We start from the raw sequence: 26,780 nt of genomic DNA, 5'->3' as shown, positions 1-26,780 counted from the left end.
GTTCGAGTCAGGCTTTTGGCCCTCGCTTCTGGCTCGCGCTTCGAGCGCTCGATACGATGGAGATTGGGCGCCCCCTGGGTTCAGGACGTGAGGGCGGGCCGCCGGTTTGCAACCCGGTATTTTAGCTTGAAATGCCCCTCATTGCCCACCCTGCGGTCTCTCGATCAGCAGCGCCGCGACCACGTGCCGGCCTTCGCCTGCCAAGATGTTGTAGGTGCGGCAGGCGGCTCCCGTGTCCATGGTCTCCACGCCCGTGCGCTTGGCCATCAACGGTTGCAGCCATGCAGCCTGGGGAAAGCGGATGCGCGCACCGCTGCCGAAGATGATCAGCTCGGCACCCAGCTCGGCCAGTTGCGAAAAGTGTTCGGCGCCCAGCTCGTCAAAGCGGCTGCAGTCCCACGCGAAACGCTCGCCGCGCGAGCCCACCACCACGCTGCTCTCGATCCGTTCGTTGTTGACGGCCACCCAGCCGGGGCCATGCGCAGTCAGGGTCTGGACATCGGATCTGTCGGGCTGGAGCTTCATCGAGGAGGGCGGGGGAACTGTGGTCAAATTATAAGTTTTCCCCCGTGCACCCCGCCCCTGGAGGGACTTTGAAACCGCTCAAGAAATCGGCCAAGCTGGCCAATGTGCTCTACGACATCCGTGGTCCGATCATGGACGCCGCGAAGCAGATGGAGGAAGAGGGTCAGAAGATCATCAAGCTGAACATCGGCAATCTCGCCCCGTTCGGCTTCGACGCGCCCGAAGAGGTTCAGCAGGACATGATCCGCAACCTCCCGGCCTCGTCCGGCTATTCGGATAGCAAGGGCATTTTCGCGGCGCGCAAGGCGGTGATGCACGAGACCCAGAAGCAGGGCATCGCGGGCGTCACGCTGGACGACATCTACCTGGGCAACGGCGCGAGCGAGCTGATCGCGATGGCCGCCAACGCGCTGCTCAACGACGGCGACGAACTCCTCCTGCCCGCGCCCGACTACCCGCTGTGGACCGCGGTTGCGAGCCTGTCGGGCGGCAAGCCGGTGCACTACCTGTGCGACGAAGAAAACGGCTGGATGCCCAGCCTGGCCGATATCCGCTCCAAGATCACGCCGCGCACCAAGGGCATCGTCGTCATCAATCCCAACAACCCCACCGGCGCGCTGTACTCGGACGAACTGCTCAAGGGCATCGTGGCGATCGCGCGCGAGCACAACCTGGTGATCCTGGCCGACGAGGTTTACGACAAAGTGCTGTACGACGGCGTCAGGCACACCGCCCTCGCGAGTCTCTCGAAGGACGTGCTGACGCTGACCTTCAACTCGCTGTCGAAGAGCTACCGCTCCTGCGGCTACCGCGCCGGCTGGATGATCGTCTCGGGCGACAAGAAGATGGCACAGGACTATATCGAGGGCCTCAACATGCTCTCGAACATGCGCCTGTGCCCGAACGTGCCGGGCCAGTGGGCGATCCAGACCGCACTCGGCGGCTACCAGAGCATCAACGACCTGGTGGGCCCGGGCGGCCGCCTGCGTCACCAGCGCGACCTCGCCTACGAGCTGATCACCGCGATCCCGGGCGTCACCTGCGTCAAGCCCAGTGCGGCGCTCTATATGTTCCCCCGGCTCGACCCCAAGGTCTACCCGATCGAGGACGACCGCCAGTTCTTCCTCGAGGTGCTGAAGGAGACTCGCGTGATGCTGGTGCAGGGTACCGGCTTCAACTGGTCCACGCCCGACCATTTCCGCATCGTGTTCCTGCCCCATGAGGAGGACCTGCGCGAGGCCATCCAGCGCATCGCCGATTTCCTCGAGCGCTACCGCAGCCGCAACGCGTAGCGGCGGCGCCCCGGTTCCCCAGTTCCACAGTCAGACGAATCGAATGAAACCCATCCAAGTAGGCCTGCTCGGCATCGGCACGGTCGGCAGCGGCACTTTCAAGGTGCTTCAGCGCAACCAGGAAGAAATCAAGCGCCGCGCGGGGCGTGGCATCGAGATCACCATGGTCGCCGACCTCGACCTGGCGCGTGCCAGGGCCGCGGTGGGCGAGGGCGTGCAGGTGGTGAACGATGCGCGCGCCGTCATCGCCAACCCCGACATCGACATCGTGATCGAGCTGATCGGCGGCTACGGCATCGCGCGCGAGCTGGTGCTGGAGGCGATCGCGGCCGGCAAGCACGTGGTCACCGCCAACAAGGCGCTGCTGGCGGTGCACGGCACCGAGATCTTCGCAGCGGCCCACGCCAAGGGCGTGATGGTGGCCTTCGAGGCCGCGGTGGCCGGCGGCATCCCGATCATCAAGGCGTTGCGCGAGGGGCTCACGGCCAACAGCATCCAGTGGATCGCCGGCATCATCAACGGCACCACCAACTTCATCCTCTCCGAGATGCGCGACAAGGGGCTGGACTTCGCCACCGTGCTGAAGGAGGCGCAGCGCCTGGGCTATGCCGAGGCCGACCCGACCTTCGACATCGAGGGCGTGGACGCCGCCCACAAGGTCACGCTGATGAGCGCCATCGCCTTCGGCATCCCGGTGCAGTTCGACAAGGCGCACGTCGAGGGCATCACCAAGCTGGCGGCGCAGGACATCAAGTACGCCGAGCAGTTGGGCTACCGCATCAAGCTGCTGGGCGTGACCAAGCGCAAGGCCCAGGGCATCGAGCTGCGCGTGCATCCGAGCCTGGTGCCGGCCAAGCGCCTGCTCGCCAACGTCGAAGGCGCGATGAACGCGGTGGTGGTCAACGGCGATGCCGTCGGCACCACGCTGTATTACGGCAAGGGCGCCGGCAGCGAGCCGACCGCCAGCGCGGTGATCGCCGACCTGGTCGACATCACCCGTCTGCACACGGCCGATGCGGCACACCGCGTGCCGCACCTGGCCTTCCATCCCGACGCGATGAGCGACCTGCAGGTGTTGCCGATGTCCGAGGTGGTGACCAGCTACTACCTGCGCATGCGCGTGGCCGACGAGGCCGGCGTGCTGGCCCAGGTGACGGGCCTGCTGGCGACGGCCGGCATCAGCATCGACGCGGTGCTGCAGCGCGAGGCCGACGAGGTCGGCGGCGAGGGCTCGACCCAGACCGACCTCATCATCCTCACGCACGACACGCGCGAGGGCACGCTGGACGACGCGCTGGCGCGGCTGCAGGCGCTGCCGACCGTGCTGGCGCCGATCGTGCGCATCCGCAAGGAAGAGCTGTCCTGATGCGCTACCTGTCCACGCGCGGCCACCCGGAGCGCCGCCGCTTCTGCGAGATCCTGCTGGAGGGCCTGGCGCCCGACGGCGGCCTGTACCTGCCCGAGCACTACCCGCAGGTGGATGCCGCCACGCTCGCCAAGTGGCGCGGCCTGCCCTATGCCGAGCTCGCCTTCGAGGTGCTGTCGCTGTACATCGACGACATCCCTGCCGCCGATCTGAAGGCGATCTGCGCGAAGACCTACACCGCCGAGGTCTTCGGCACGCCCGACATCGTGCCGCTGCGCGAGCTCGAGGACGGCGTGTACCTGGAAGCCTTGTCCAACGGCCCGACGCTGGCCTTCAAGGACATGGCGATGCAGCTGCTGGGCAACCTGTTCGAGTACGAACTCGCGCGCCGCGGCGAGGAGCTCAACATCCTCGGCGCCACCAGCGGCGACACCGGCAGCGCGGCCGAGTACGCGATGCGCGGCAAGAAGGGCGTGCGGGTCTTCATGACCTCGCCCGACGGCCGCATGAGCCCTTTCCAGCAGGCCCAGATGTTCAGCCTGCAGGACCCGAACATCCACAACATCGCGATCGCCGGCGTGTTCGACGATTGCCAGGACATCGTCAAGGCGGTGTCGAACGACCTGGACTTCAAGCGTAAGTACAGGATCGGCACTGTCAACTCGATCAACTGGGCGCGGCTGCTGGCACAGGTCGTCTACTACTTCGCCGGGTACTTCCAAGCCACGGGCAGCAACGACAGGCAAGTCAGCTTTACCGTCCCCTCGGGCAATTTCGGCAATGTCTGCGCCGGCCACGTGGCGCGCTCGATGGGCCTGCCGATCCGCACGCTGGTGGTGGCGACCAACGAAAACGACGTGCTCGACGAGTTCTTCCGCACCGGCGTCTACCGCGTGCGCTCGGCGGCCGACACGCACGAGACCTCCAGTCCGTCGATGGACATCTCCAAGGCCAGCAACTTCGAGCGCTTCGTGTTCGACCTGGTCGGGCGCGACGCGGCGAAGACGCGCAGCCTGTTCGAAGGCGATCTGGGCAAGACGGGCCGCTTCGACCTCAGCGCCGATCCCGCCTTCGCCGAGGCCGCCACGCGCTTCGGCTTCGCGAGCAGCCGCAGCACCCATGCCGATCGCCTGGCGACCATTCGCGACACCGACAAGCGCTTCGCGACGCTGATCGACACCCACACGGCCGATGGCCTCAAGGTCGCGCGCGAACACCTGGTGACCGGCGTGCCGATGATCGTGCTCGAGACTGCGCTGCCCATCAAGTTCGCCGAAACCATCGTCGAGGCCCTGGGCCGCGCGCCCGAGCGTCCCGCGCGCTTCGAAGGCATCGAGGCACTGCCCCGGCGCGTGGTCCAGCTGCCGGCCGACGCGGAGGCCGTGAAGGCCTACATCGTCCGCCACTGCCTCGATGCCTGAGCCGTCGCGCCGCGCATGAAAGTCATCGGCTTCGCCGGCTTCTCCGGCGCCGGCAAGACCACCCTGGTCGAGCGACTGATCCCCGTGCTCAGGCTGCACGGGCAGCGCGTCTCGGTGGTCAAGCATGCGCACCACAAGTTCGACATCGACCATCCTGGCAAGGACACCTACCGCCATCGCGAGGCCGGGGCCTTCGAGGTGGTGGTGGCTTCGGACAAGCGCCTTGCGCTGATCCGCGAATTCGAGCGACCGACGCAACTCGGCGTGCACGAGCTGATTGCCGAACTCGATGCGGGCGTCGACTGGGTGCTGGTCGAAGGCTTCAAGCACAGCGATCTCCGCAAGATCGAGGTCTGGCGCGAGCCGTCCGAGGGCCAGGCGCCCCGGCCCGCGCGCTACGCTGAAGACGAATTCATCGTCGCGATCGCCACCGACACGCCAGAGCACCTGCCCGCCCCCACCGCGCTGCCGGTCTTCGACCTGAACGACGTCGATGGCATTGGCACCTGGCTGCTGCAGAACGCAAGCCGTTTCGAGTACAAGGTGGAGCGCCATGGCTGAAGCTTCCAAACGTCCCCCCTTGATGCCGCTCGACGAGGCGCTGGCGCGGCTGCTCGCCGCCGCCACGCCGCAGATGGGCACCGAGTCGGTGTCCACCTTCGAGGCCGACGGCCGCGTGCTCGCGCAGGATGTGCGCTCGGGCCTCACCGTGCCGCCGCGCGACAACAGCTCGATGGACGGCTATGCCGTGCGCAGCGCCGACTGCACCGCACCGGGCGCGGTGCTGCGCGTGGCCCAGCGCATCCCGGCCGGCACCGTGGGCACGCCGCTGGCTGCCGGCACCGCCGCGCGCATCTTCACCGGCGCGCAGATCCCCGAAGGCGCCGATGCGGTCGTGATGCAGGAAGACACCAGCCCGTTGCCCGAGGAGGGCAGCCTTGGCAGCGTGCGCATCGAGATCGCGCCGGCGTCGGGCCGGTGGATCCGCCGCGCCGGCGAGGACGTGTCGGCCGGCGACGTGGTGCTGGCGCGCGGTGAGCGCCTCACCCCCGCGGGGCTGGGGCTGGCGGCCAGCGTCGGCCTCGACCGGTTGCAGGTCGCGAAGCGCCCGCGCGTCACGCTGCTGTCCACCGGCGACGAACTGGTGATGCCCGGCGAGGTAGCGCCCGAGGCGATGAAGCCGGGCTCGATCTACAACTCCAACCGCTTCTTCATGCGGGCGCTGCTCGTGCGGCTGGGCTGCGAGGTGCACGACCTGGGCATCGTGCCCGACCGCCGCGACGCGACCATCGACGCGCTGCGCGGCGCCTCGGAGCGCAGCGACCTGATCATCACCACCGGCGGCGTCTCGGTCGGCGAGGAGGATCACATCAAGGCCGCGGTGCAGGCCCTGGGCCAGCTCGACCTCTGGTCGCTGTCGATGAAGCCGGGCAAGCCCTTCGCGTACGGCCGCATCGGCAACGCTCACCTCACCGGGCTGCCGGGCAATCCGGTCTCCAGCTTCCTGACCTTCCTGCTGCTGGTGCGGCCCTTCCTGCTGACGCTGCAGGGTGCCGCCCGCGTGGCGCCGTCACCGGTCGCGATGCGGGCCGACTTCGACTGGCCGCGCGCCGACCGCCGCCGCGAGTTCCTGCGCGCGCGCCGCAACGCCGCGGGTGGGCTCGACCTGTTCGCCAACCAGAGCTCGGGCGTGCTGACCTCCATGGTCTGGGGCGAGGGTGTGATCGACACACCGGCCGGCCAGCCCTTCAAGGCCGGCGACATGGTGCAGTTCATTCCCTTCTCTTCTCTGCTGGGCTGAGCATGAAAGTCACCGTGCGCTATTTCGCCTCGGTGCGCGAGGCGCTGGGAACCGGCAGCGAAACCATCGAGACCGCCGCTGCCGACCTCGGCGCACTGCGCGACGAATTGATCGCGCGCGGCGAGCCGCACGCGAGCGCGCTGGCCCGCGGCAAGGCGGTGCGCATGGCGCTGGACCAGGTCATGAGCGCCGAGGGCGCCGCGCTGCGCGAAGGCCAGGAAGTGGCCTTCTTCCCGCCGGTCACGGGCGGCTGAGCGCGGCCTGCAACTGAGACAGGCGCTCGCGCAGCGCATCGCCGGCGCGGGTCATCGGCAAACGCAGGGCGTCCTGCATCAGGCCCTGCTGCGCGAGCACGGCCTTCAGCGGCCCCGGATTCGGCTCGACGAACAGGGCCTCGATCAGCGGCAGCAGCGGCTGCCACAGCGCGCGCGCCTCGGCCAGCCGGCCGTCACGAAGCAGCCGGATCACCTGCACGAAGCGCCCGGTCTGCAAGTGCGCGCTGGCCGCGATGGCGCCGGCGCCGCCCTCGGCCACGGTCGAGAAGATCTGCGCGTCCTCGCCGGCCAGCACCTGCAGCCGGCCATCGGCGATCAGCGCCCGGGTCTTGGCCATGTCGCCGCCGCAGTCCTTGACGCCGCGGATGCGCGGATCGGCCGCGAGCGCGAGCAGGGTTTCGCGCGTGATCGTGGCGCCGGTGCGGTAGGGGATGTCGTAGATCAGGATCGGCACCGCGCTGGCCTCGGCGATGGCCTCGAACCAGGCCTGCAGGCCGGCCTGCGAAGGCCGGATGTAGCTGGGTGCCGGCACCAGCATCCCGGCGAGACCCTGCTCGTTCAGCTGGCGAACCCACGCGAGGGTCTTGCCCAGGTGGTAGCCCGAGAGACCCATGATGCACGGCAAGGCGGGGGCGGCCTTGGCGACGGTGGCCAGCACGGCCAACTGCTCGTCGGCGTCGAGCGCCGCGGCCTCGCCGGTCGAGCCGCAGACCACGAAGCCGGCAATGCCCGAGGACGCGAGCCCTTGGGCGAGCGCGGTCAGCGCCGCATGGTCGACCGCATCGCCGCGAAAAGGCGTGACGAGCGGGATCCAGAGGCCCGAGAAATCAGGGGTGGGGGAAGAAGTGGAAGGCACGCGTGTTTTCCTTTGAGACCAGACCGATGGATGAACCACCGTCGGACGCGCGCACGAAACGAGGCTGGAAGTCGAACCCTGCAGTTCCGTCGCTCATCCGACGACGGAACCGAAGCTCCGGTCAGACGAGCTCGGGTTTTTTGGCTTTGCCGGCCAGGCGCACGCGGACCATCGCGGCGGGCGACGGAAGGGGGCGGTGCGCGGGGGAAGGCATGCGCCGCAGTCTAGCGCGGTGCCACAATCCCGCCATGAGCGGCCCGCGTGTTTTCATCCAGACAGCCGATTTCGACCTCGCGAAGGAGGTCGCCGCGTTGCGCGCGGACGACAAGCGTGTGGGCGCGGTCTGCAGCTTCGTCGGCACCGTGCGCGACCGCAACGATGGCGATGCGGTGGCATCGATGGAGCTCGAGCACTACCCGGGCATGACCGAGAAGTCCATCGAGGCCATGATCGACGAGGCCCATCGCCGCTTCGACATCCTCGGCGCGCGCGTGATCCATCGCGTCGGGCTGCTGCAGCCACTCGACCAGATCATGATGGTCGCCGTGATCTCCGCTCACCGCGGCCAGAGCTTCCAGGCCTGCGAGTTCCTGATGGACTACCTGAAGACCCAGGCGCCGTTCTGGAAGAAGGAACAGACGCCCGAGGGCGCGCGCTGGGTCGATGCACGCGTCGATGACGATGCAGCCCTGGCGCGCTGGGGCATCCAGGCCGGCAACGCCTAGTCAGGCCTACTGCGGCGTGAAGCCGCTCGCCTTGATGATGCCTGCCCAAGTCTGTGTGTAGCTGCGCACGCGGCCTGCGAACTGGCCCTGCGGCTCGTACGCCACCGTCAGGCCCATGGTCGTGAGCTTCTGCTTCACATCGGGCATGGCCAGCACCTTGGCGAGCGCCTCGCCGAAGCGGTCGATCACCGGCTGCGGCGTGCCCACCGGCGCGAACACGCCGTAGTAAGGCAGGTCCTCCAGGTTGGCGAAGCCCAGCTCGGTGAAGGTCGGCACCTGCGGCAGCAGCGCCTGGCGCTTGGCGCCGATGGTGGCCACGATGCGCAGCTTGCCGGCGCGGTGGTTCTCGATGAAGTCGGGCACGGAAGCAATGCCGGCGCTGATCTGGTTGCCCAGCATGTCCGCCGTCATCGGCGCGCTGCCGCGGTAGGGCGCCGCCTGCACGTCGATCTTGTACTTGGTGCCGATCATCTTCACCAGGAACTCGGGGATCGAGGCCGGCGCGGGTACGCCGATGGTGTCCTTGCCGCCGCGCTGGGTGCGCACCCATTTCAGGTATTCGTCGAGGTTCTTCGCCGGCGTGCCGCCGGAAACCGCCAGCACGTTGGCGAAGGTTGCGAAGCCGGCCACAGGCACGAAGTCGCTGGCCGAGTTGTAGCCCGGGTTCTTCACCACCTGCGGCAGGATCGAGATGGTGTGGTCGTGCGACAGCAGCAGCGTATGGCCATCCGCCGGCGCGGCCTTGAGCGCCTGGGCCGCGATCTGGCCGCCGGCGCCGGCGCGGTTCTCGACCACCACCGGGGCACCCAGCTGGTCCTTGAGCTTCTCGCCCAGCGTGCGGGCGATCGCATCGGTGCCGGCGCCGGCCGGAAAGCCGACCAGCAGCCTGATCGGTGCGCCTTGCTGCTGCGCCTGTGCGAGCCCCGAAAAGCCGGCCACCGCGGCCACCAGCCCCAGCGCAAGAACGCGGCGCGACGTGCGCGGTGCGGCAGCCATCCACCTTGAACAGAACATGAGATCGACTCCAGACATTGATGAAGAAAAATGCAGGTCGAGCAACTCGCGTGCCCAGCCTCCGGGAGGGCTATTCTGAACGAGCGCGACGCGGAAGCAGGGCCGTGCTATCACGCCCGACGGCTTGAATTCGCCGCGCTGGGCCCTAGATGCGCTGGGATCGGAGTTTTCATTCATGCGCCAAGACAAACTCACCACCAAATTCCAGGAAGCCCTCGCCGACGCGCAATCGCTCGCGCTGGGCAACGACAACGCCTACATCGAACCCGTCCACCTGCTGGTCGCCATGCTGCGCCAGGACGATGGCCCGCGCGCGCTGCTCGAACGCGCCGGCGCCAATGTGCCGGGCCTGCTGAATGCCGCCGAGGCGGCGATCAAGAAGCTGCCGCAGGTGTCGGGCCATGACCAGGTGCAGGTTGGTCCCGAGCTGGGCAAGCTGCTGCAGGCGACCGAGAAGGAAGCCATCAAGCGCAACGACCAGTTCATCGCCGGCGAGCTCTTCCTGCTCGCCCTGGCCGACAGCAAGGCCGAGATCGGCAACCTGGCGCGCAGCCACGGCGTGACCCGCAAATCGGTCGAAGCCGCCATCGAGGCCGTGCGCGGCGGGCAGGGCGTGAACAGCGCCGATGCCGAAGGCCAGCGCGAGGCCCTCAAGAAGTACACCCTCGACCTCACCGAGCGCGCCCGCCTGGGCAAGCTCGACCCGGTGATCGGTCGCGACGAGGAAATCCGCCGCGCCATCCAGGTGCTGCAGCGCCGCACCAAGAACAACCCCGTGCTCATCGGCGAGCCCGGCGTCGGCAAGACCGCCATCGTCGAAGGCCTGGCGCAGCGCATCGTCGCGGGCGAGGTGCCCGAGTCGCTCAAGGGCAAGCGCGTGCTGTCGCTCGACATGGCGGCGCTGCTGGCCGGCGCCAAATACCGCGGCGAGTTCGAGGAGCGGCTCAAGACCGTGCTCCACGAACTGGCCAAGGACGAGGGCCAGACCGTCGTCTTCATCGACGAGCTGCACACCATGGTGGGCGCCGGCAAGGCCGAGGGCGCGATGGACGCCGGCAACATGCTCAAGCCCGCGCTGGCGCGCGGCGAGCTGCACTGCGTGGGCGCCACCACGCTCGACGAATATCGCAAGTACATCGAGAAGGACGCTGCGCTGGAGCGGCGCTTCCAGAAGATCCTGGTGGGTGAGCCCAGCGTGGAAGCAACCATCGCCATCCTGCGGGGCCTGAAGGAGAAGTACGAGGTGCATCACGGCGTCGACATCACCGACCCGGCCATCGTCGCCGCGGCCGAGCTGTCCGACCGTTACGTCACCGATCGCTTCCTGCCCGACAAGGCCATCGACCTGATCGACGAGGCCGCGGCCCGCATCAAGATCGAGATGGACTCCAAGCCCGAGGTGATGGACCGCCTCGACCGCCGCCTGATCCAGCTGCAGATCGAGCGCGAGGCCGTGCGCCGCGAAAAGGACGAGGCCTCGCAGAAGCGCCTGGGCCTGATCGAGGACGACATCAAGCGCGTGCAGAAGGAGCTGGCCGACCTCGACGAGATCTGGCAGGCCGAGAAGGCGCAGGCCCAGGGCAGCGCCCAGATCCGCGAGGAGATCGACAAGATCAAGTTCCAGATCGCCGAGTTCACCAGCAAGGGCGACTTCAACAAGGTCGCCGAGCTGCAGTACGGCAAGCTGCCGGGCCTGGAGAAGCGCCTGAAGGAGGCACAGGACACCGAGGCCAACAAGGGCAAGTCCAGCGTGCCCACGCTGCTGCGCACCCAGGTCGGCGCCGAGGAGATCGCCGAGGTGGTGGCGCGCGCCACCGGCATCCCGGTCTCCAAGCTGATGCAAGGCGAGCGCGAGAAGCTGTTGCAGATGGAAGACAAACTGCACGAGCGCGTGGTCGGCCAGGACGAGGCCATCGGCGCGGTCGCCAATGCGATCCGCCGCTCGCGCTCGGGCCTCGCCGACCCGAACCGCCCCACCGGCTCCTTCCTCTTCCTCGGCCCCACGGGCGTTGGAAAGACCGAACTGTGCAAGGCGCTGGCGGGCTTCCTGTTCGACAGCGAGGATCACCTGATCCGCGTCGACATGAGTGAGTTCATGGAGAAGCATTCGGTCGCGCGCCTGATCGGCGCGCCGCCCGGCTACGTGGGCTACGAGGAGGGCGGCCACCTGACCGAGGCCGTGCGCCGCAAGCCCTACAGCGTGCTCTTGCTCGACGAGGTCGAGAAAGCGCACCCGGACGTGTTCAACGTGCTGCTGCAGGTGCTCGACGATGGCCGCCTGACCGACGGCCAGGGCCGCACCGTGAACTTCAAGAACACGGTGATCGTGATGACCAGCAACATCGGCTCGCCCATCATCCAGGCGATGGTGGGCCGGCCGGCCGAGGAGATCAAGGACGCGGTGTGGGACGAGCTGAAGAACTACTTCCGCCCCGAGTTCCTGAACCGCATCGACGAGACCGTGGTCTTCCATGCGCTCGACGCCAAGAACATCGAGGCGATCGCGGCCATCCAGCTCAGGGTGCTGCAGGAGCGTCTCGCGAAGATGGACCTCGCGCTCGAGGTCTCGCCGGCAGCGCTGGCGGAGATCGCCAAGGTCGGCTTCGACCCGGTGTTCGGCGCGCGGCCGCTCAAGCGGGCGATCCAGCATCGCATCGAGAACCCGCTGTCGAAGCTGCTGCTCGACGGCAGCTTCGGGCCGAAGGACACGATCGTCGTCACCACCGACCCGATCCGCACCCCGGGGCAGTTCGAGTTCCACAAGGCAGGGGAACCTCGGGCCGAGGAGGTGTCCTAATCCCGATGATGATGAACTTCCTCCTGCGCGTCGTTCTGTTCCTGATGGGCCTGGTCCTCGCGGCCAGCCTCGCTGTCGCGGTGATGTTGATGGCGGCGGTGTGGGGCCTGCGCTACGGCTGGGCCCGTCTCACCGGCCAGCCGGTGCGGCCTTGGGTGATGCGCTTCGACCCGCGCCATGGCTTCGATCGCTTTCGAGCCGCAGCGCAGCCGGCCGAGCCGACGGCCGCGGACGTGGCCGGCGCGCGGGCACGCGGCGAGGCCGCCGACAGCCCGGTGCGCCTGCGCGATCGCAATGCCAACGTGACGGACGTGCAGGCGCGTCCGGTCTCGCGCGGCGAGTAGCGGCTGGCGCCACGCCAGTACCCGTGTCCGGTCGCAACGGACTGTGACGCGATGTAAGCGGTTGGCCGACCCTCGCCGGTGACCTCGGCTGACGAGCACGTCGCTTCGTTCGACCTTCAATCTCGCCACCCCCGACGCGACGAAAAGCCGCACCGTGCGGCTGGCGTGCCGGGCAAGGAGCGAGACATGCGCGAAAGCCACGGCACAGAACCGCCCGCATCCGCCGCGGACCCGGAACACGCTTCCGACCTCACTCCCGAGACGTCGCGCCGATCCTTCATTCGAGGCGCCATTCTCTATGCCATGTTCGTCGGCACCGGCGTGTCCGGCTGCGGCGGTGGAGGTGGCGGCGGAGGAGGCGGGTTCGGTGGCAGCCTCGGTGGAGGCGGGGGCGGGGGCGGCGGCGGGGGCGGGGCGCCCGGCGGCGCGACGTCCCTGTTCTCGCACGGCGTCGCGAGTGGCGATCCCTTGGCAGATCGCGTGATCCTGTGGACTCGCGTCACGGTCGCCAGCCCCGGCACCCTGAACCTGAACTGGGAAGTCGCAAGCGACGCGAACTTCGGCGCCATCGTGGCGCGGGGCACGGCCAGCACGGGCGCTGAGCAGGACTACACCGTCAAGGTGGATGCCACCGGGCTGCAGCCGGCCAGCGTCTATTTCTTCCGCTTCTATGTCGGCGACGAGCCTTCGCCCACCGGACGCACGAAGACCCTGCCGACCGGCAGCGTGTCGCAACTCCGACTCGGCGTGGTCTCCTGCTCGAACTACCCGGCCGGCTACTTCAACGTGTGCGCCGAGCTGGCCAAGCGCACGGACATCGACGTGGTGCTGCACCTGGGCGACTACATCTACGAGTTCGGACGGCTGGGCTTTGCATCGCAGCTCGCGTTCGCGATCGATCGCGAGTCGCAGCCCGCCCACGAGCTCCTGACGCTCGACGACTATCGCCGCCGCCACGCGCAGTACCGGACCGATCCGGACCTGCAAGCGCTGCATGCGAAGATGCCGGTCATCGCGGTGTGGGACGACCATGACCTCGCCGACAACGCCTGGTCCGGCGGCGCGGTCAACCACGATCCTGCGACCGAAGGCAGTTTCGCGGCGCGCCGCACGGCCGCCGTGCAGGCCTATCGCGAGTGGCTGCCCGTGCGGATGCCCGACCCTGCCAATCCGCTGAAGATCTACCGGTCCTTCGACTTCGGCACGCTGGCGTCGCTGCACATGCTGGACACGCGGGTCATCGGGCGCGACCAGCAAGTGGATCTCGACGCCTATCTGCAGGGTGCGGCCGCCGGCGCGGGGCGCCAGCTGCTGGGTGCCGAGCAATCGGACTGGCTGTCCGCGCGCATGGCCGCCTCCGGCGCGACCTGGCAAGTGCTCGGGCAGCAGGTGTTGATGGCGCGCATGGAGATTCCGCTGAGCGTTGCGAGCGCGTTCACGCTGGAGACAATCGGTGAATTCCTGGCCGCGCAGTCGACGCCGGAATCCTTGCGCAGCGACAGGCAGCGCGCCTTGCTGGCCCAGCAGCGCGTTCCCTACAACCTCGATGCCTGGGACGGCTATCCCGCCGCCCGCGAGACCGTGCTGGCTGCGGCCCGCTCGATGGGCAAGAACCTCATCTCCCTCGCTGGCGATACCCACAACTCATGGGCCAGCAACCTGACCGATGCAGCCGGGCTACGCGTCGGGGTCGAGTTCGCGACGCCATCGATCAGCTCGCCGGGACTGGAGATCCTGCTGCCGCTGATCTCGGGCCCGGTCCTGACGGACGCATTCCCCAAGATGGTCAAGGACCTGCGCTATGCGGAGACGACCAAGCGCGGCTACCTGGTGCTGACGCTGACACCGGCCGAAGCCCGGGCCGACTGGACGGAAATCAGCACCGTATTGAGCCGCTCCTACACCGCGCGCCTCGCGCAGAGCCTGCATGCCTTGCCGGGGGCGAACCATCTCGATGTCCTGCCCGTGTAGCGTTCAAGCGGCCGCACGCACCGGGATTCGCCGGCGGCCGAAGCCGTGTTCGAAGGGCCCGAAACGGCCCGCGATGGGCGTGCCGCAATGCGGGCATTCGCCGCGCGCATCCAGCGCGCAATCCATCACGAGGTACCAGTCGCGGCGCACCAGCGCTGAGCGGCAGTGGGGGCAGAAGGTGGTGCCGCCTTCCACGTCGTGCACGTTGCCGGTGTAGACGTGGTGCAGGCCGTTGGCCAGCGCGATGGCACGGGCACGCTTCAGCGTGGCGGGTGGCGTGGGCGGCACGTCCACCATCTTGTAGTCCGGATGGAAGGCCGTGAAGTGCAGCGGCACGTCGGGCCCGAGCGCGTCGAAGATCCAGCGGCTCATCGCCTCGATCTCGGCATCGCTGTCGTTGTGGCCGGGGATCAGCAGCGTGGTGATCTCGAACCAGCAGGATGTCTCGTGCCGCAGGTACTGCAGCGTATCGAGCACTGGTGCCAGATGGCCCCCCGTCTGCCGGAAATAGAAGTCCTCGGTGAAGCCCTTGAGGTCGACGTTGGCGGCGTCCATCTTCGCGTAGAACTCGCGCCGCGGCGCGGCGTGGATGTAGCCCGCGGTCACGGCGACGCTGAAGATGCCCAGCGCATGGCAGGCATCGGCCGTGTCCATGGCGTACTCGGCGAAGATCACCGGGTCGTTGTAGGTGAAGGCCACGCTCAGGGCGCCACGCTGGCGCGCCAGCTCGGCGATGCGCTGCGGCGAGGCTTGGTCCATCAGCCGGTCCATCTCGCGGCTCTTGGAGATGTCCCAGTTCTGGCAGAACTTGCAGGCCAGGTTGCAGCCGGCGGTGCCGAAGGACAGCACGCCGGAACCCGGATGGAAATGATTCAGCGGCTTCTTCTCGATCGGGTCGATGCAGAAGCCCGAGCTGCGCCCGTAGGTGGTGAGCACCATCTCGTCGCCGATGCGCTGCCGCACGAAGCACATGCCGCGCTGGCCCTCGTGCAGGCGGCAGTCGCGTGGGCACAGGTCGCACTGGATGCGGCCGTCGTCCAGCGGATGCCACCAGCGCGCGGGCGGGTTCGTGTTCATGGCGTCGTCGCCTCGAAGGCGATCGCGGTGTAGCCGACCACGCGGCGGCGATCGCCCGCGGTGTCGCCGGAGTTGCGCAGGTCCAGCAGACGTGGCAGCAGGCCGTGTGCCTGTGCCGCCTGAAGGGCACCGTTGATCGCCAGCGCGCCGCAGGCGTCTTCGGGATCCAGCGTGGCATCGAAGGCGAGGATGCGATCCACCGTGGCGCGATCGCGCAACTGCGCCTGCGCATGGGGCAGGTAGTGCGACAGGTCGGAACTGACGACGATCAGTGTCTCGTCGCCGCTCCACAGGCGCGCCAGCACTTGCGCAACTTCGGCGGGGCCGGCATGACCGACGAGCAGCGGCACCAGGTCGAAGGTGCCGCCCAACAGCGTTTGCAGGAACGGGAGCTGCACCTCCAACGAATGCTCGAAGGCGTGCGGCCGGTCGTCGCGCACGACTTGCGGCAGGCCTTGCAACTGGGCGAGTGCTGGCAGGTCCAGTGCGACGCGGCCGAGCGGCGTGTCGAAGGCCTCCGCCGCCGGAGCCGCCAGGGCACGCACCGCCGAGCGATGCGCCGGGCCGAGCAGCACGACGCGGCTGATCCGCTCGCGCCAGGGGGCGAGCAAGGCATAGGCATGCGCCGCGACGGCACCGGAATACACGTAGCCCGCGTGCGGAACGATCAGCAGCTTGGGTGGGCGCTCGGCCTCGACCGTGTCGTGGGCGCCGGCCAGGCATTCGCCGATCTGCCGTCGCAACGGCAATGCATCCCCCGGATAGAAGATCCCCGCGACCGCGGCGGGGCGAACAGCAGGCATGACCGTCGCACCTCCTGCATTCAATATGGACCGGCCTCGGGCCAGCGTCAATCGGCGGGCGGCGACGCTGGGGCCGAGTCAGAATGGCGCATGCCCGCGCCGCGCCCGCTCGTTCCCATCGACCCCTCGGAGGCCGAGTTCAGCGCCATGCGCGCGCAGGGCGCCGGCGGCCAGAACGTCAACAAGGTGTCCAGCGCCGTGCACCTGCGCTACGACATCCCCGCAAGCTCGCTGCCCGAGGCGGTGAAGGAGCGCCTGCTCGCGCTGCGCGACAGCCGCATCACCCAGGAAGGCGTGCTGGTGCTGAAGGCGCAGCGCCACCGCAGCCAGGACATGAACCGCGCCGACGCGCTGGCGCGGCTGCAGGAACTGGTCGACAGCGTGGCCTTGCCGCCGCGCGTGCGCCGGCCCACCAAGCCGAGCTACGGGGCCCGTCAGCGCCGGCTCGAAGGGAAGAGCCAGCGCGCGGAGGTCAAGCGTCAGCGCGGGCCGGTGCAGGACTGAGCGCGGCCTCCACGTCAGCAGCGGTCATCCCGTGCATGGCGCCCAGTGCCGCGAGCGCGTCGGCATCGGTTCGGTAGATGAACAGCATCGGCCCGGCCGTCAGCAGCCCGGCGCGTTCCAGCACCTGCTGCGCCGGCAGCTTGAGGCCGCTCAGGTGCAGGCGCACGCCCTTCGATTCCAGCAGCCGGCGGATCGCGCCGAAGACCTCGGCGCCGGTCACGTCGATGCGGTTGATCGGCTGCGCGAACAGGCAGATGTCGGTCAGATCGGGCCGCATCGCGAGCGTGACGGTGATGGCGCGCTCCAGCGTGCTGGCGGTCGCGAAATCGAGCTCGGCGTCCATGCGCATCGCGTGCAGCTGGGGCGCCAGCGGCGGCAGGTTCCAGAGATGCCGGTCGCGCAGGCTGCCGTCGGGATGCAGGCCCACTTCGATGATGCGCGGGTGCAGGTGCCGGTACATGTAGTGGCTGAGACTCATCAGCAGGCCGGCGAGCACGCCCCAGTAGATCGAGGGCGAGGTGGCGATGGTGAGAACGAAGGTCACCAGCGCCGTGACCGCCTCCACGCGCGAGATGCGCCAGAGCGAGACGAACTGCCCGGGGCGCACCAACCCCAGCATCGCGATCACCACGATGGAGGCCAGCACCGCCTGCGGCACGTGATAGAGCAGCGGCATCGCCCACAGCAGCGCAGCGCCGATCAGCAGCACGCAGAACACGGTGGCCCAGCCGGTTTGGGCGCCGGCGTAGAGGTTGATGGCCGAGCGCGAGAAGGAGGAGCTGGTGGGGAAGGCGCCCGAAAGGCCGGAGGCGATCTTGGCCAGGCCCTGGCCGATCAGATCCTGGTTCTCGTTCCAGAGCTTGCCGGCGCGCGCGTTGTCGACCTTGGCGCTCGAGGCCGTCTCGAGAAAGCTCACCAGCGTGATCATCAGCGCCGGCAGCAGCAGGGCGCCGAAGGTGCCCAGCGGCTGGGTGCCGGGCCAGTAGAAGGCGGGCAGGCCGGAGGGCAGGGTGCCGACCACGGCACCGCCGCGCAACGCGTAGCCGATGGCCGCGCTGATGGCGGCGCAGGCGCCCACCACCACCATGGCGGCCGGAAAGCGCGGCCAGCGTTCCTTGGCGATCCAGAGCGCCGCCATGCTGCCGAGGCCGAAGGCAATGGCCAGGAAATCGGGCGGCGGCCCGTGCCACAGCTGGCCGATGCTTCGCCCGGTGAAGCCGAAGAGCGCTGGCAGCTGCGACAGGATGATCAGCACCGAAGCGGCCTGGGTGAAGCCCATCAGCACCGGCGAGTTGACCAGCCGCAGCACCCAGCCGAATCCGCCCACCCCGAGCAGCAGCTGAATCGCGCCCGACATGAAGCACAGCCAGACCGCCAGCGCCACCCACTCGGCGCTGCCGGGAATCGCGAGGGGGCCGAGCGAGGCCGCCACCAGCAGACTGGACAGGGCGGTCGGCCCGACCGAGAGCCGGGTCGATGCGCTGAACAGAACGCCGATGAGCGCCGGCAGCAGCGAGGCATAGATGCCCGTCACCAGCGGCATGCCGGCGAGCGCCGCATAGGCGACGCCCTGCGGGATGACCATCAGGGCCACCGTGATGCCGGCCATGGCTTCGCCGGTGAGGAGGGCCCGGCTGGGGCGTGGCCAGCCGAGGAAGGGGAGCCAGCGTATGAGCTGGTCGCGGTTCAGGCCCATGCCTTCACCACGCAAAATGGTTGGGGATGCACCCGCCGATGATACGAAAGCGCTGTGGACTCAAGCCTTGGCGGTGCTCGCGGCGGCCTTGCGTGGCCTTGCTGAGGTCGTCCAGCCGGACCAGGAACGCCACCCGCCGATCGCGTCATGCCATTCTTCTCGGCCTCGGCGCCGATCTCGTCGACGAGGCGTTTCAGCTCCTCGACATTGAGGCGATGCAGCTTCCGTTACTGCTCGGGCGAAATCACCATCGCAACGTCCCGACCGTGCCGACGGATCACCACCGGCTCCCCGTGCGGCCGCATCGAGCATGGCGGCGAAGTTCTGCTTGGCTTCGCTGGCGGAGTGGGTCAGCATGGCGGCCCTCTTGAAAGGTGCAATTTGTACAAATTGCACAAACTCCCGATCGCTCCGCTAAGCCTTTCTCTTGTGCTGGAAGGCCGTCGGCGACTGCCCCGTCGCCGCCTTGAACATCGCGCAGAAGGCGCTGTCGGTCGCATAGCCGCTGGCCGATGCCACCTGGCTCACGGCCATGCCGCGCGCCAGCAGCGGCAGCGCATGGGCCAGCACCGCCTGCTGCCGCCATTGCTGCCAGCTCATGCCGAGCTGGTCGCGGAACAGGCGCGCGACGGTGCGTTCGCTGGCGCCGATCGTGTGGGCGCGCTCGGCCAGCGTGGCACGGCCGGCGGGATTGCGCAGCAGCGTCTCGCACAGCTGGCGCAGGCGCTTGTCGGCGGGCAATGGAACGTCGATGCGGATCTGCGTCGCGCGCTCCAGCTCGTCGACCAGCAGCGGCGCGATCCAGCGCTCGCGCTGCGCCGCATGCGGATCGGCCGGCGGCAAGCCGTCGGGCGTGGTGTCCAGCGCCAGCATGAGGGCGCGCAGCAGGGGGCTGATCTCCAGCACCTCGCACTTCTCCCAGCCCGGGCCGAGCCAGCTGTGCAGGTAGACCGTGCGCAGCTCCGCGTCTTCGATGAGCGTGATGCTGTGCGCCATATCTGCCGGCACCCAGAGGGCGCGCGAGGGCGGCACGATGTAGCTGCCGTCCTCCGTGCTCAGGCGGATCACGCCGCGGGTCGAGAAGGTGAGCTGCGGCCACGGGTGGGTGTGCAGCTCGACGAAGGTGTCGGCCTGGAGGAAATGCTCCTTGGCTCGCAGCGGCCGAAGCGCATCGGGCGCATACAGGTGCGGCGTGAGCGGGCCTACGGACTGGGTCGGCGCAGGGCCTTCCGGCTGCGCGGCGCGCCGTGCAGGCGTCACGGGCGCATAGACGGTGGACGGCATGATTTCGACAAATGTTGTCTCTGTATCGCCATTCTGCCGCGCACTGCGGGAATACGATCAGTGCCTGCCCCGGTTTCTTGTTGCAATTCATGTCTTCCCTCGACGCTTCTCCCCCCTCGAACACCCTGCGTTCCGATGCCAAACTGATCGGGCTGGTCGGCCTGGCGCATGCCATCAGCCATTTCGCCCAGTTGGTTCTGCCGCCGCTGTTCCCCTGGCTCAAGGATGCCTTCGACGTCAGCTACACCGAGCTCGGTGCGGTGCTGACCGTGTTCTTCGTCGTCTCGTGCATGGTGCAGGCCGCCTCGGGCTTCTTGGTCGACCGGCTGGGGCCGCGACCGGTGCTCTTCGTGGGGCTGGGCCTGCTGGCGCTGGCGGCGATCGGCTACTCCCTGGCGCAGAGCTACTGGATGCTGCTGGCCTGCGCCGTGGTGGCCGGGGTGGGCAACGGCGTGTTCCACCCGGTGGACTACACACTGTTCAACCGCAAGGTCGCGCCCACGCGCCTGGGCCATGCCTACAGCGTGCATGGCATCACGGGCAGCCTGGGGTGGGCGCTGGCGCCTGCCTTCGTGGTGCCGCTGGCCATTGCCTTCTCGTGGCGCGTGGCCCTGGCCTCGGCCGGGGCGCTGGCCCTGGTCGTGCTTCTGGTGCTGTGGCTCAACCGCGCCGTGCTGGCCCTGGATGTGAAGGCGGTTCACAAGGCCACGGGTGCGGACGCGGCGGCGGGCGGCGAGTTCGCCTTCCTCAAGATCCCGGCGGTGTGGATGTGCTTCGGATTCTTCTTCTTCTATGCCATGGCGCTGAGCGTGGTGCAGACCTTCGCGCCGGCCGCAGCGGGACACCTGCATGCGGTGCCGGTGGCGCTGATCGCGATCTGCCTCACGACCTACATGGTGGCCAGCGCGGGCGGCATGGTGGTCGGCGGCTTCCTGGCCTCCGACCCTGCGCGCTGCGAGCGCGTCGTGGGCCTTTCCTTCGGCGCGGCCGCGGTGCTGGCGCTGGTCCTTGCGATGGTGGACTTCCCGCCGGTGCTGGTGCCGGCCATGTTCGGCGCGATGGGCTTCGCCTCGGGCATCGCCGGGCCCTCGCGCGACCTGCTGGTCAAGCGCTCGACGCCAGCCAACGCCTCGGGCCGCGTCTACGGCGTGGTCTATGCGGGGCTGGACATCGGGCAGGCGGTGGCGCCGCTGATCTTCGGCCGGCTGATGGACCACCAGCAGTACATGAGCGTGATCATCGGCCTCGCGGTGGTACAGGCGGTGCTGATCGCGAGCGCCTTTAACGTGCGGCGCGTCCGCCGGGAGGCCCTGGTTCCGGCATCGGCCTGACCCACTGGGCGTTGGACTCGTCGCTCTACCTGATCGTCGCGCTCGGCGCGATCGTGGCTGGCTTCGTGCAGGGCCTGTCGGGCTTCGCCTTCGGCCTGGTCGCGATGTCCTTCTGGGCCTGGACCGTGGACCCCAGGCTGGCAGCGGTACTCGCCACCTTCGGCGCGCTGACCGGCCAGGTGATCGCCGCCGTCACGGTGCGGCGGGGCTTCGACCGGGCCTTGCTTCTGCCCTTCGTGCTCGGCGGCCTGGTGGGCGTGCCGCTGGGCGTCTGGCTGCTGCCGCGGCTGGACATTCCGCTCTTCAAGGCCTGCCTCGGCGGCCTGCTGGTGATCTGGTGCCCGGCCATGCTGATGGCGCGCAACCTGCCGCGCGTGAGCGCAGGCGGCCGCGCGGCCGATGGCGTGGCCGGCCTGATCGGCGGCGTTTGCGGTGGCCTGGGCGGCTTCACCGGCGCCATTCCGACGCTCTGGTGCACGCTGCGCGGCCTGGACAAGGACGTGCAGCGTTCGGTGATCCAGAACTTCAATCTCTCGATGCTGCTGGTCACCTTCTCGGTCTACCTGGCCACCGGCCTGGTCGGCGTGCCGATGCTGCCGCTGCTGGGCATCGTCGCGCTCGCGGTACTGGTGCCTGTGCTGCTCGGGGCGCAGCTCTACATCGGCATCAGCGAGGCGGGATTCCGCAAAATCGTGCTGGGGCTGCTGACGCTGTCGGGCGTCGCGCTGCTGGCGTCCTCGGTGCCGGTCCTGATGGCGCGGGCCGGCTAGGGGCCTGCTCAGTCGAGGTACTCGAGGAAGGTCGGGATCACTCCCCGGAGGAAATCGATCTCTTCCGGCGGGATGCTGCGCGGCTCCAGATCGAAATGAATGAAGGTGCCGTAGGGCGTGCCGCATTCGCGCGTGAGCACCTGGCCGTAGTAGGACTCCACGAAGCCGGCGTAGGGGCGATGGGTGAGGCGCTGATCTTCCGACGCGTGGCTGGTCACGAACTCGCCATGCTCCATCGCGTACTGGCAGAAGCTCTTGCCGAGCGGCACCACCTTCAGCCAGGTTCGGTATTCGGCGGTGCGGTCGAAGGCGTGCGCCGCATGCATCACCTCGCCGTTCAGCTTGTAGATGGCGGTGAATCGGTAAGGTGTCCGGTCGTTGAGCAAGGCGAGTGCCGGGACGATCCCGCGGTTGGCAAGGACGCTGCGAACGGCGGCAGCAGGCGCTGGCAAGTCTATGTCGAGCATGAAGATTCTGATAAAACGTGGCGCGAATCTTACGTAATTCTTACGGCGCTCGGGAACAGGGTTTGACCTCGAATTTGTCAGCGCAAACCCTTGGGTCGACGCCAGGAGGGGTCAGGGCTCCGAGTCTTCCCAGCCGGGCGCGAAGGGGAAGCGCGAGGCCCAGAACCCGGCCAGGCGCGGTTCGGCGTCGACACGGCGAACCACCTCGGCCATGCGCGGCGCCTCGCGGTAGAAGCGCATCCGGCACGGCGTCCAGCGCGAGACCACCGTCACGTAGAGGTCGAGCATGCCGATGCGCTCGCCCAGCAGGTAGGGCGTGCCGCGCGGCATTTGTGCATCCATCAGGCGCCAGCACTCGGCGATGCGCTCGGCCGTGCGCGCCATGATCACGGGCTCGGCCTGGACGTCGGCCGCCAGGCGCGAGGGCTCGTCGCGGACCCAGTACATGGAATAGATGGCCGCGGGAATGAAGCTCATCCAGCGCAGGTACTGGGCTCGGCGCGGGTCGGCGATGCCCGGCGCCAGCCCGGCCTCGGGGTGGCGGTCGCCCAGCCAGATCAGGATCGCGGCGCTCTCGGTCATGACTTCGCCCGAGGGCAGGACCAGGACCGGCACCTGCCGCATGGCGTTGACCGGGAGCAGCTTCTGACGCTCGGCTTCGCCATCCCATGGTGCGATGTCGACCACTTTCACGGGAGCGCCGATCAGCGTCAGCGCGGCGTGGACGGGCGTGGCGCCCGAGCCGGGCGCGCCGTAGAGGGTGTAGGCGGAGGCGTTACGACTGTCCATCGTCGAACGCTACACCCGAGCGCCGTCGCGGTGCATGGCCCGGCCTTGACACTTGTCAGGCCGCGATCAGGCCATTGACGCGCTTCAGCGCCTCCAGCGTCTTCACGCAGGCCTCGGCCACCTCGGTGCCCTTGACGGCGAAGTGGCGGTGGAAGTACTTGCGGTGTTCCACATGCTCGTGGAAGTGATGCGGCGTGAGCACGGCCGAGAAGACCGGAACGTCCGTCTCCAGCTGCACCTGCATCAGCGAGCTCACCACGGTGCTGGCGACGAACTCGTGGCGGTAGATGCCGCCGTCCACCACGAGCGCGCAGCCGACGATGCCCGCATAGCGACCTGAGCGCGCGAGCCGCTTGGCGTGCAGCGGGATCTCGAACGCGCCGGGCACGTCGAAGATGTCGATGTCGGCGCGCGGCACGCCCTGGCGCTCCATCTCTTCGAGAAAGGCGTCGCGTGCCTGGTGGACGATGTCCGAATGCCACTGCGCCTGCACGAAGGCGATGCGCTTGCCGCGCGAGCCATCGGTCGCGGCGACGGCGGAGAGGGGAAGGTCGTTGATCTGACTCATGGTTTGCCTTTTTGAGGAAGGGTTGCCTGAATCAGGGCGCACGAGCCCGAAGCGAACAAGCACGTGCGAACGCGCCTGCCCGGCCACGGGACCGCGCTCTCTTTCATCCGGACTGTGGGGCTTCGTCAAAAGCCCTGAACCGTCGGCCCCGGGATCTCACCAGGTCTGCTGACCCCGCTGCGCATGGCGCGCCGCGGGCGCTCGCGGGCTCGTGCGAACAGGTCGCCATCACCGCCGGTGGGGAATTCCACCCCGCCCTGAGAACGCTTTGCCGCCGCGCTCTCGCGCGACGGCCGGGCGATTCTAGAAGCGCCGCGGCGCGCGCGTTGTCGCGTGGGCGGCAGACCTCGCCGCGCGCGGGGCTTTGGCCATCGGCAGCAATCATGCAATGAAACGGTTGCGCTTCTCCCCAGCCCACCCTAATATGCAGCCAGGAGGTTGCATATGAACGCATCCACGGATCGCATCGAGAGAAAGATCCTGCTCAAGGCCCCGCGCTCGCGGGTCTGGCGCGCGCTGTCGAATGCCGAGGAGTTCGGCAACTGGTTCGGCGTGGCACTGAAGGGCAAGGCCTTCGTCGCCGGCCAGCGCGTGCAGGGGTACATCACCTATCCGGGCTACGAGTCCTGGAGGCCTTCCGCATGAACAGCGGCGGCTGGGACGAGCAGATGAAGAACATCGAGAAGCATGTCGCTGCGCCCTAGCGCACCGCTCAAGAAGGCGGCGCTGCGCAGCTGTGCGCCGATCTTCGCGGCCCTGGGCGACGAGACCCGGCTGCGCCTGGTCGCCGTGCTCTGCGCCGGCGGGACGCTGTCGATTGCTCAGCTCACCGCCGGCACCGACATCACGCGCCAGGCCGTCACCAAGCACCTGCAGGTGCTGGCCGGTGCCGGCCTGGTGCGTGATGTGAAGGTCGGGCGCGAACGCCGGTGGGAATTCGAGCCGGCGAAGCTGGAGGAAGGCCGGCGCTCGCTCGACGCGATCGCGCAGCAGTGGGATCACGCGCTCATGAAGCTGAAGCTGGCCGTCGAGGCTTGAGAGCCGCCTTCATCCTTCGGCGGGGCCGCTCAGGAACCGCGTCATGCGCTCCAGCTCGTCATCCAGCGCCGTGCGAAAGGCCGCGTCGCGCGGCTTCCTGCCGGCATAGCCAAGGACCGGTTGCAGCCCGCCTTCGCGCGCCGACACATTGGCCCAGCCGATCACGCGGTCGTGCCACAGCAGGGGCAGGGCGTAATAGCCGAGCCGGCGCTTCGGCGCGGGCACATAGGCCTCGAAGGTGTAGCGCCAGCCCCAAAGCAGCTCGAAGCGCCGGCGGTCCCACACCACCGGGTCGAAGGGCGCGAGCAGGCGCACCGCGTCGTCCGGCGCGTGGCGGCGGGAGGCGGGGTTCTCATCGACCGGCCAGTACCAGGTCGTGCCCTCGATGCGGCTGCTGGGGAATTGCTCGCGCGCCTTCTGCAAGGCTGCCTGCATCTGCGGCCCGAGATGCGGCGCCCCGTAGCTCAAGAGGCGCACGAGATAGGTCAGGCTCGAAGCCGGCAGCGGCGCGTACTTGCGCACCACCAGCTCGACGAGTGCCGCGGCGCGCTGCGCGCGGCCGGCCGGGCTGTCGTCGCAGGGCGCGTGGGCCACCGCCTCGTAGATGCGCGTGCCGCTGTCGCGCCGCGCCACGCGCAGCAGGCCGCGGTAGTGCATGTCGTCGAGCAGATGCGTCGCGGCGTTGCTCGAGCCGCCCCAGTAGTTCGTCACCCGTCCATGCGCGAAATGCGCCTCGACCTGGCGCGGATGCACCCGCCCGTGTTCGCGCACGAAGGCCAGCACTTCGGCCGCCTTGCGCTGGGTTTCGGCGTCCCAGGCGCGCTTGGCTTCGCGCGGGTGCATCAAGGCCAGGTGCTCGCGCGGCAGGAATCCGTAGTTGACGAGGCAGTCCTCCTCGATCGCCAGCCTGGCGTAGCGGCGCTCGAGGTCCCCTGCGTGGTAGTCCTTCACGCGGTGGCGCAGGGTCAGGTCCTGCGCCCGCGCCGGCGCGCGGATGGGATCGGCCTGCACGAAGCCCAGGCGCCGGATCGCGCCCGGCAAGGTCGTGGCCTTGAAGAGGGTGCGCGCGACGGCGTAGCGGCGCAGGTCGTCGAGGGTCGGGTCAGCCATGCGGCGAATTGCAGCACAGCCGGCGGCCGCGTGCGCGCTGGCTTCTTCAGACCACGCTGCGGTGGCGCTCGATGCAGGTGGCCAGCGTCTCCTCGCCCGGCCGCCGCCACCAGTCCAGCGCCGAGAAGATCTCGACCTCGCTGAAGCCGCCGAAGCCCGCGGCCTCGACCCAGCCGCGGATCTTGCGCAGCTCGACCACGCCGTCGCCCATCATGCCGCGGTCGTTCAGCAGGTCGCGCGTGGGCGTGAGCCAGTCGCACACGTGGTAGGCCAGCAGGCGCTCCCGGCCTGCGCGCGCGATCTGCTGCTCGAGCTTCGGGTCCCACCACACGTGATAGATGTCGAGCGCGACGCCGAGCATGCCGCTGTGCTGCGGGTCGAGCGCGTCGCACAGGTCCAGCGCCTGCTCCAGCGTGTTGATGCAGGCGCGCTCGGCCGCCTGCATGGGATGCAGGGGCTCGATCGCGAGCGGCATGCCGACTTCGCGCGCGTACTCGAGAGATGCCGCGATGCCGTCGCGCACCTCGCCGCGCGCGCGGGCGATGTCCTTGTAGTGCGCCTTGCCTTCGAGCGCACCGGGCAGGGCGCCCACCACCAGCACCACGCAGGGCGCATCGAGCGTCTTCGCCTCGTCGATGGCGCGGCGGTTGTCCTCCAGCGCGGCCTTCAGGCCGGCGGCATCGGGCGCCGGGAAAAAACCGCCGCGGCAGTAGCCCGAGAGGCCCATGCCGTGCGCGCGCAGCTGCTTGGCGATGCGCTCGATGCCCACCGCGTGGACCTGGTCGCGCCAAGGGCTGATGGCGCGGATGCCCAGTGCGGCGCACTGGTCGACGATGCGGTCGAGCGGCACTTCGGCGCCGAGCTGCTTGCGGATGGTGGCGGTGTTGAGGGAGAGCCACTCGTGGTCTTGGGAGAAGTCGCGCATGAGAAGAAAGGGAGAAGGGAAAAAGAAAAAA

Annotated in this window: 26 protein-coding genes, 1 pseudogene and 1 riboswitch; of the genes and pseudogenes, 15 read left to right on the top strand and 12 right to left on the bottom strand. The window is 68.7% G+C overall.

What is annotated here, in order from left to right:
* Nucleotides 1–138 precede the first annotated feature (138 nt).
* The gene (locus AC3A6X_RS10170; RefSeq protein ID WP_487842425.1) at nt 139–525 is read right to left on the bottom strand and encodes an Mth938-like domain-containing protein; all 387 of its coding nucleotides are present in this window, start codon (nt 523–525) and stop codon (nt 139–141) included.
* Nucleotides 526–593: 68 nt separating this feature from the next.
* On the opposite strand from AC3A6X_RS10170, the gene AC3A6X_RS10165 reads away from it, so the two are divergent.
* From AC3A6X_RS10165 to moaD, 6 genes are read left to right on the top strand one after another with little or no spacing between them, the layout of a single operon-like run.
* Nucleotides 594–1,817: a pyridoxal phosphate-dependent aminotransferase gene (locus AC3A6X_RS10165; protein WP_487842073.1), complete on the top strand. Its 1,224-nt coding sequence runs from the start codon at nt 594–596 to the stop codon at nt 1,815–1,817.
* Nucleotides 1,818–1,860: 43 nt separating this feature from the next.
* Entirely contained in the window at nt 1,861–3,183 is a 1,323-nt protein-coding gene (locus AC3A6X_RS10160) for a homoserine dehydrogenase (RefSeq protein WP_487842072.1), read from the top strand.
* Nucleotides 3,183–4,604, top strand: a complete 1,422-nt coding sequence (thrC, locus tag AC3A6X_RS10155) for a threonine synthase (protein WP_487842071.1) — start codon at nt 3,183–3,185, stop codon at nt 4,602–4,604. Before AC3A6X_RS10160 ends, thrC begins: the two co-directional genes overlap by 1 nt.
* Nucleotides 4,605–4,619: 15 nt before the next feature.
* Nucleotides 4,620–5,165 (top strand): molybdopterin-guanine dinucleotide biosynthesis protein B, encoded by a 546-nt coding sequence (gene mobB, locus AC3A6X_RS10150; RefSeq protein ID WP_487842070.1) that lies wholly within the window; start codon nt 4,620–4,622, stop codon nt 5,163–5,165.
* A complete protein-coding gene (locus AC3A6X_RS10145; protein WP_487842069.1) occupies nt 5,158–6,405 on the top strand; it encodes a molybdopterin molybdotransferase MoeA in 1,248 nt (415 codons plus the stop codon). The genes mobB and AC3A6X_RS10145 overlap by 8 nt, the downstream gene beginning before the upstream one ends.
* Before the next feature lie 2 nt (nt 6,406–6,407).
* Nucleotides 6,408–6,659, top strand: coding sequence for a molybdopterin converting factor subunit 1 (moaD, locus tag AC3A6X_RS10140; protein WP_487842068.1), 252 nt, complete (start codon nt 6,408–6,410; stop codon nt 6,657–6,659).
* On the opposite strand, the gene dapA is transcribed toward moaD, so the two are convergent.
* On the bottom strand, nt 6,646–7,536 hold the full coding sequence (gene dapA, locus AC3A6X_RS10135) for a 4-hydroxy-tetrahydrodipicolinate synthase (protein ID WP_487842067.1): 891 nt from the start codon (nt 7,534–7,536) through the stop codon (nt 6,646–6,648). The genes moaD and dapA overlap by 14 nt on opposite strands.
* Before the next feature lie 248 nt (nt 7,537–7,784).
* On the opposite strand from dapA, the gene AC3A6X_RS10130 reads away from it, so the two are divergent.
* Nucleotides 7,785–8,261, top strand: coding sequence for a molybdenum cofactor biosynthesis protein MoaE (locus AC3A6X_RS10130; protein ID WP_106556756.1), 477 nt, complete (start codon nt 7,785–7,787; stop codon nt 8,259–8,261).
* Between the two features lie 6 nt (nt 8,262–8,267).
* On the opposite strand, the gene AC3A6X_RS10125 is transcribed toward AC3A6X_RS10130, so the two are convergent.
* The gene (locus tag AC3A6X_RS10125; RefSeq protein WP_487842066.1) at nt 8,268–9,275 is read right to left on the bottom strand and encodes a Bug family tripartite tricarboxylate transporter substrate binding protein; all 1,008 of its coding nucleotides are present in this window, start codon (nt 9,273–9,275) and stop codon (nt 8,268–8,270) included.
* A gap of 175 nt (nt 9,276–9,450) precedes the next feature.
* Here AC3A6X_RS10125 and clpB point away from each other — a divergent pair, with 175 nt between their 5' ends.
* The 3 genes from clpB to AC3A6X_RS10110 all read left to right on the top strand — a co-directional run bounded on the left by clpB (nt 9,451) and on the right by AC3A6X_RS10110 (nt 14,387).
* On the top strand, nt 9,451–12,072 hold the full coding sequence (clpB, locus tag AC3A6X_RS10120; RefSeq protein WP_487842065.1) for an ATP-dependent chaperone ClpB: 2,622 nt from the start codon (nt 9,451–9,453) through the stop codon (nt 12,070–12,072).
* Between the two features lie 5 nt (nt 12,073–12,077).
* The gene (locus tag AC3A6X_RS10115; RefSeq protein ID WP_487842064.1) at nt 12,078–12,416 is read left to right on the top strand and encodes a hypothetical protein; all 339 of its coding nucleotides are present in this window, start codon (nt 12,078–12,080) and stop codon (nt 12,414–12,416) included.
* 186 nt (nt 12,417–12,602) lie between these two features.
* The gene (locus tag AC3A6X_RS10110; RefSeq protein WP_487842063.1) at nt 12,603–14,387 is read left to right on the top strand and encodes an alkaline phosphatase D family protein; all 1,785 of its coding nucleotides are present in this window, start codon (nt 12,603–12,605) and stop codon (nt 14,385–14,387) included.
* Nucleotides 14,388–14,390: 3 nt separating this feature from the next.
* Here AC3A6X_RS10110 and amrS read toward each other — a convergent pair whose 3' ends face one another.
* Nucleotides 14,391–15,464 (bottom strand): AmmeMemoRadiSam system radical SAM enzyme, encoded by a 1,074-nt coding sequence (gene amrS / locus AC3A6X_RS10105; protein ID WP_487842062.1) that lies wholly within the window; start codon nt 15,462–15,464, stop codon nt 14,391–14,393.
* The gene (gene amrB, locus AC3A6X_RS10100; RefSeq protein ID WP_487842061.1) at nt 15,461–16,267 is read right to left on the bottom strand and encodes an AmmeMemoRadiSam system protein B; all 807 of its coding nucleotides are present in this window, start codon (nt 16,265–16,267) and stop codon (nt 15,461–15,463) included. Before amrB ends, amrS begins: the two co-directional genes overlap by 4 nt.
* 90 nt (nt 16,268–16,357) lie before the next feature.
* Between amrB and arfB the strand changes: the two genes are divergently transcribed.
* Complete coding sequence (gene arfB / locus AC3A6X_RS10095; protein WP_309971716.1) at nt 16,358–16,771, top strand: alternative ribosome rescue aminoacyl-tRNA hydrolase ArfB; 414 nt, start codon at nt 16,358–16,360, stop codon at nt 16,769–16,771.
* Here arfB and AC3A6X_RS10090 read toward each other — a convergent pair.
* Nucleotides 16,740–18,467 carry a SulP family inorganic anion transporter gene (locus tag AC3A6X_RS10090; protein WP_487842060.1) on the bottom strand — a complete coding sequence of 576 codons (1,728 nt, stop codon included), beginning with the start codon at nt 18,465–18,467 and terminating at the stop codon, nt 16,740–16,742. The genes arfB and AC3A6X_RS10090 overlap by 32 nt on opposite strands.
* Nucleotides 18,468–18,881: 414 nt before the next feature.
* Nucleotides 18,882–19,751, bottom strand: a complete 870-nt coding sequence (locus AC3A6X_RS10085) for an AraC family transcriptional regulator (protein ID WP_487842059.1) — start codon at nt 19,749–19,751, stop codon at nt 18,882–18,884.
* 89 nt (nt 19,752–19,840) lie between these two features.
* Between AC3A6X_RS10085 and AC3A6X_RS10080 the strand changes: the two genes are divergently transcribed.
* Nucleotides 19,841–21,082: an MFS transporter gene (locus tag AC3A6X_RS10080; protein WP_487842058.1), complete on the top strand. Its 1,242-nt coding sequence runs from the start codon at nt 19,841–19,843 to the stop codon at nt 21,080–21,082.
* Between the two features lie 11 nt (nt 21,083–21,093).
* Nucleotides 21,094–21,852 (top strand): sulfite exporter TauE/SafE family protein, encoded by a 759-nt coding sequence (locus AC3A6X_RS10075; protein ID WP_487842057.1) that lies wholly within the window; start codon nt 21,094–21,096, stop codon nt 21,850–21,852.
* A gap of 8 nt (nt 21,853–21,860) precedes the next feature.
* On the opposite strand, the gene AC3A6X_RS10070 is transcribed toward AC3A6X_RS10075, so the two are convergent.
* The 3 genes from AC3A6X_RS10070 to AC3A6X_RS10060 form a co-directional block, all read right to left on the bottom strand.
* The gene (locus tag AC3A6X_RS10070) at nt 21,861–22,319 is read right to left on the bottom strand and encodes a hypothetical protein (RefSeq protein WP_487842056.1); all 459 of its coding nucleotides are present in this window, start codon (nt 22,317–22,319) and stop codon (nt 21,861–21,863) included.
* A 111-nt stretch (nt 22,320–22,430) separates the two neighbouring features.
* Nucleotides 22,431–23,108: a glutathione S-transferase family protein gene (locus AC3A6X_RS10065; protein ID WP_487842055.1), complete on the bottom strand. Its 678-nt coding sequence runs from the start codon at nt 23,106–23,108 to the stop codon at nt 22,431–22,433.
* Between the two features lie 55 nt (nt 23,109–23,163).
* Entirely contained in the window at nt 23,164–23,676 is a 513-nt protein-coding gene (locus AC3A6X_RS10060; protein WP_487842054.1) for a 6,7-dimethyl-8-ribityllumazine synthase, read from the bottom strand.
* A 91-nt stretch (nt 23,677–23,767) separates the two neighbouring features.
* A riboswitch (FMN riboswitch) is annotated at nt 23,768–23,945 on the bottom strand.
* Between the two features lie 175 nt (nt 23,946–24,120).
* Between AC3A6X_RS10060 and AC3A6X_RS10055 the strand changes: the two are divergent.
* Both AC3A6X_RS10055 and AC3A6X_RS10050 read left to right on the top strand, forming a co-directional pair.
* Nucleotides 24,121–24,380: pseudogene (locus tag AC3A6X_RS10055) on the top strand (SRPBCC family protein).
* Nucleotides 24,364–24,714 (top strand): ArsR/SmtB family transcription factor, encoded by a 351-nt coding sequence (locus AC3A6X_RS10050; RefSeq protein ID WP_487842053.1) that lies wholly within the window; start codon nt 24,364–24,366, stop codon nt 24,712–24,714. Before AC3A6X_RS10055 ends, AC3A6X_RS10050 begins: the two are co-directional and overlap by 17 nt.
* Before the next feature lie 9 nt (nt 24,715–24,723).
* Here AC3A6X_RS10050 and AC3A6X_RS10045 read toward each other — a convergent pair whose 3' ends face one another.
* Both AC3A6X_RS10045 and AC3A6X_RS10040 read right to left on the bottom strand, forming a co-directional pair.
* Complete coding sequence (locus AC3A6X_RS10045; RefSeq protein WP_487842052.1) at nt 24,724–25,824, bottom strand: DNA glycosylase AlkZ-like family protein; 1,101 nt, start codon at nt 25,822–25,824, stop codon at nt 24,724–24,726.
* 46 nt (nt 25,825–25,870) lie between these two features.
* Nucleotides 25,871–26,749: a sugar phosphate isomerase/epimerase family protein gene (locus AC3A6X_RS10040; RefSeq protein ID WP_487842051.1), complete on the bottom strand. Its 879-nt coding sequence runs from the start codon at nt 26,747–26,749 to the stop codon at nt 25,871–25,873.
* Nucleotides 26,750–26,780 lie beyond the last annotated feature (31 nt).

The sequence above is a fragment of the Variovorax sp. Soil_C_12 genome, assembly GCF_057657375.1.
This window is presented reverse-complemented; position numbering and strand designations above follow the sequence as displayed.

Coding starts and splice junctions, on each gene's coding strand:
- AC3A6X_RS10170 (WP_487842425.1), bottom strand. CDS start 525: ATGAAGCTCCAGCCCGACAGATCCGATGTCCAGACCCTGACTGCGCAT.
- AC3A6X_RS10160 (WP_487842072.1), top strand. CDS start 1,861: ATGAAACCCATCCAAGTAGGCCTGCTCGGCATCGGCACGGTCGGCAGC.
- thrC (WP_487842071.1), top strand. CDS start 3,183: ATGCGCTACCTGTCCACGCGCGGCCACCCGGAGCGCCGCCGCTTCTGC.
- mobB (WP_487842070.1), top strand. CDS start 4,620: ATGAAAGTCATCGGCTTCGCCGGCTTCTCCGGCGCCGGCAAGACCACC.
- AC3A6X_RS10145 (WP_487842069.1), top strand. CDS start 5,158: ATGGCTGAAGCTTCCAAACGTCCCCCCTTGATGCCGCTCGACGAGGCG.
- moaD (WP_487842068.1), top strand. CDS start 6,408: ATGAAAGTCACCGTGCGCTATTTCGCCTCGGTGCGCGAGGCGCTGGGA.
- AC3A6X_RS10130 (WP_106556756.1), top strand. CDS start 7,785: ATGAGCGGCCCGCGTGTTTTCATCCAGACAGCCGATTTCGACCTCGCG.
- AC3A6X_RS10125 (WP_487842066.1), bottom strand. CDS start 9,275: ATGTTCTGTTCAAGGTGGATGGCTGCCGCACCGCGCACGTCGCGCCGC.
- clpB (WP_487842065.1), top strand. CDS start 9,451: ATGCGCCAAGACAAACTCACCACCAAATTCCAGGAAGCCCTCGCCGAC.
- AC3A6X_RS10115 (WP_487842064.1), top strand. CDS start 12,078: ATGATGATGAACTTCCTCCTGCGCGTCGTTCTGTTCCTGATGGGCCTG.
- AC3A6X_RS10110 (WP_487842063.1), top strand. CDS start 12,603: ATGCGCGAAAGCCACGGCACAGAACCGCCCGCATCCGCCGCGGACCCG.
- amrS (WP_487842062.1), bottom strand. CDS start 15,464: ATGAACACGAACCCGCCCGCGCGCTGGTGGCATCCGCTGGACGACGGC.
- amrB (WP_487842061.1), bottom strand. CDS start 16,267: ATGCCTGCTGTTCGCCCCGCCGCGGTCGCGGGGATCTTCTATCCGGGG.
- arfB (WP_309971716.1), top strand. CDS start 16,358: ATGCCCGCGCCGCGCCCGCTCGTTCCCATCGACCCCTCGGAGGCCGAG.
- AC3A6X_RS10090 (WP_487842060.1), bottom strand. CDS start 18,467: ATGGGCCTGAACCGCGACCAGCTCATACGCTGGCTCCCCTTCCTCGGC.
- AC3A6X_RS10085 (WP_487842059.1), bottom strand. CDS start 19,751: ATGCCGTCCACCGTCTATGCGCCCGTGACGCCTGCACGGCGCGCCGCG.
- AC3A6X_RS10080 (WP_487842058.1), top strand. CDS start 19,841: ATGTCTTCCCTCGACGCTTCTCCCCCCTCGAACACCCTGCGTTCCGAT.
- AC3A6X_RS10070 (WP_487842056.1), bottom strand. CDS start 22,319: ATGCTCGACATAGACTTGCCAGCGCCTGCTGCCGCCGTTCGCAGCGTC.
- AC3A6X_RS10065 (WP_487842055.1), bottom strand. CDS start 23,108: ATGGACAGTCGTAACGCCTCCGCCTACACCCTCTACGGCGCGCCCGGC.
- AC3A6X_RS10060 (WP_487842054.1), bottom strand. CDS start 23,676: ATGAGTCAGATCAACGACCTTCCCCTCTCCGCCGTCGCCGCGACCGAT.
- AC3A6X_RS10050 (WP_487842053.1), top strand. CDS start 24,364: ATGTCGCTGCGCCCTAGCGCACCGCTCAAGAAGGCGGCGCTGCGCAGC.
- AC3A6X_RS10045 (WP_487842052.1), bottom strand. CDS start 25,824: ATGGCTGACCCGACCCTCGACGACCTGCGCCGCTACGCCGTCGCGCGC.
- AC3A6X_RS10040 (WP_487842051.1), bottom strand. CDS start 26,749: ATGCGCGACTTCTCCCAAGACCACGAGTGGCTCTCCCTCAACACCGCC.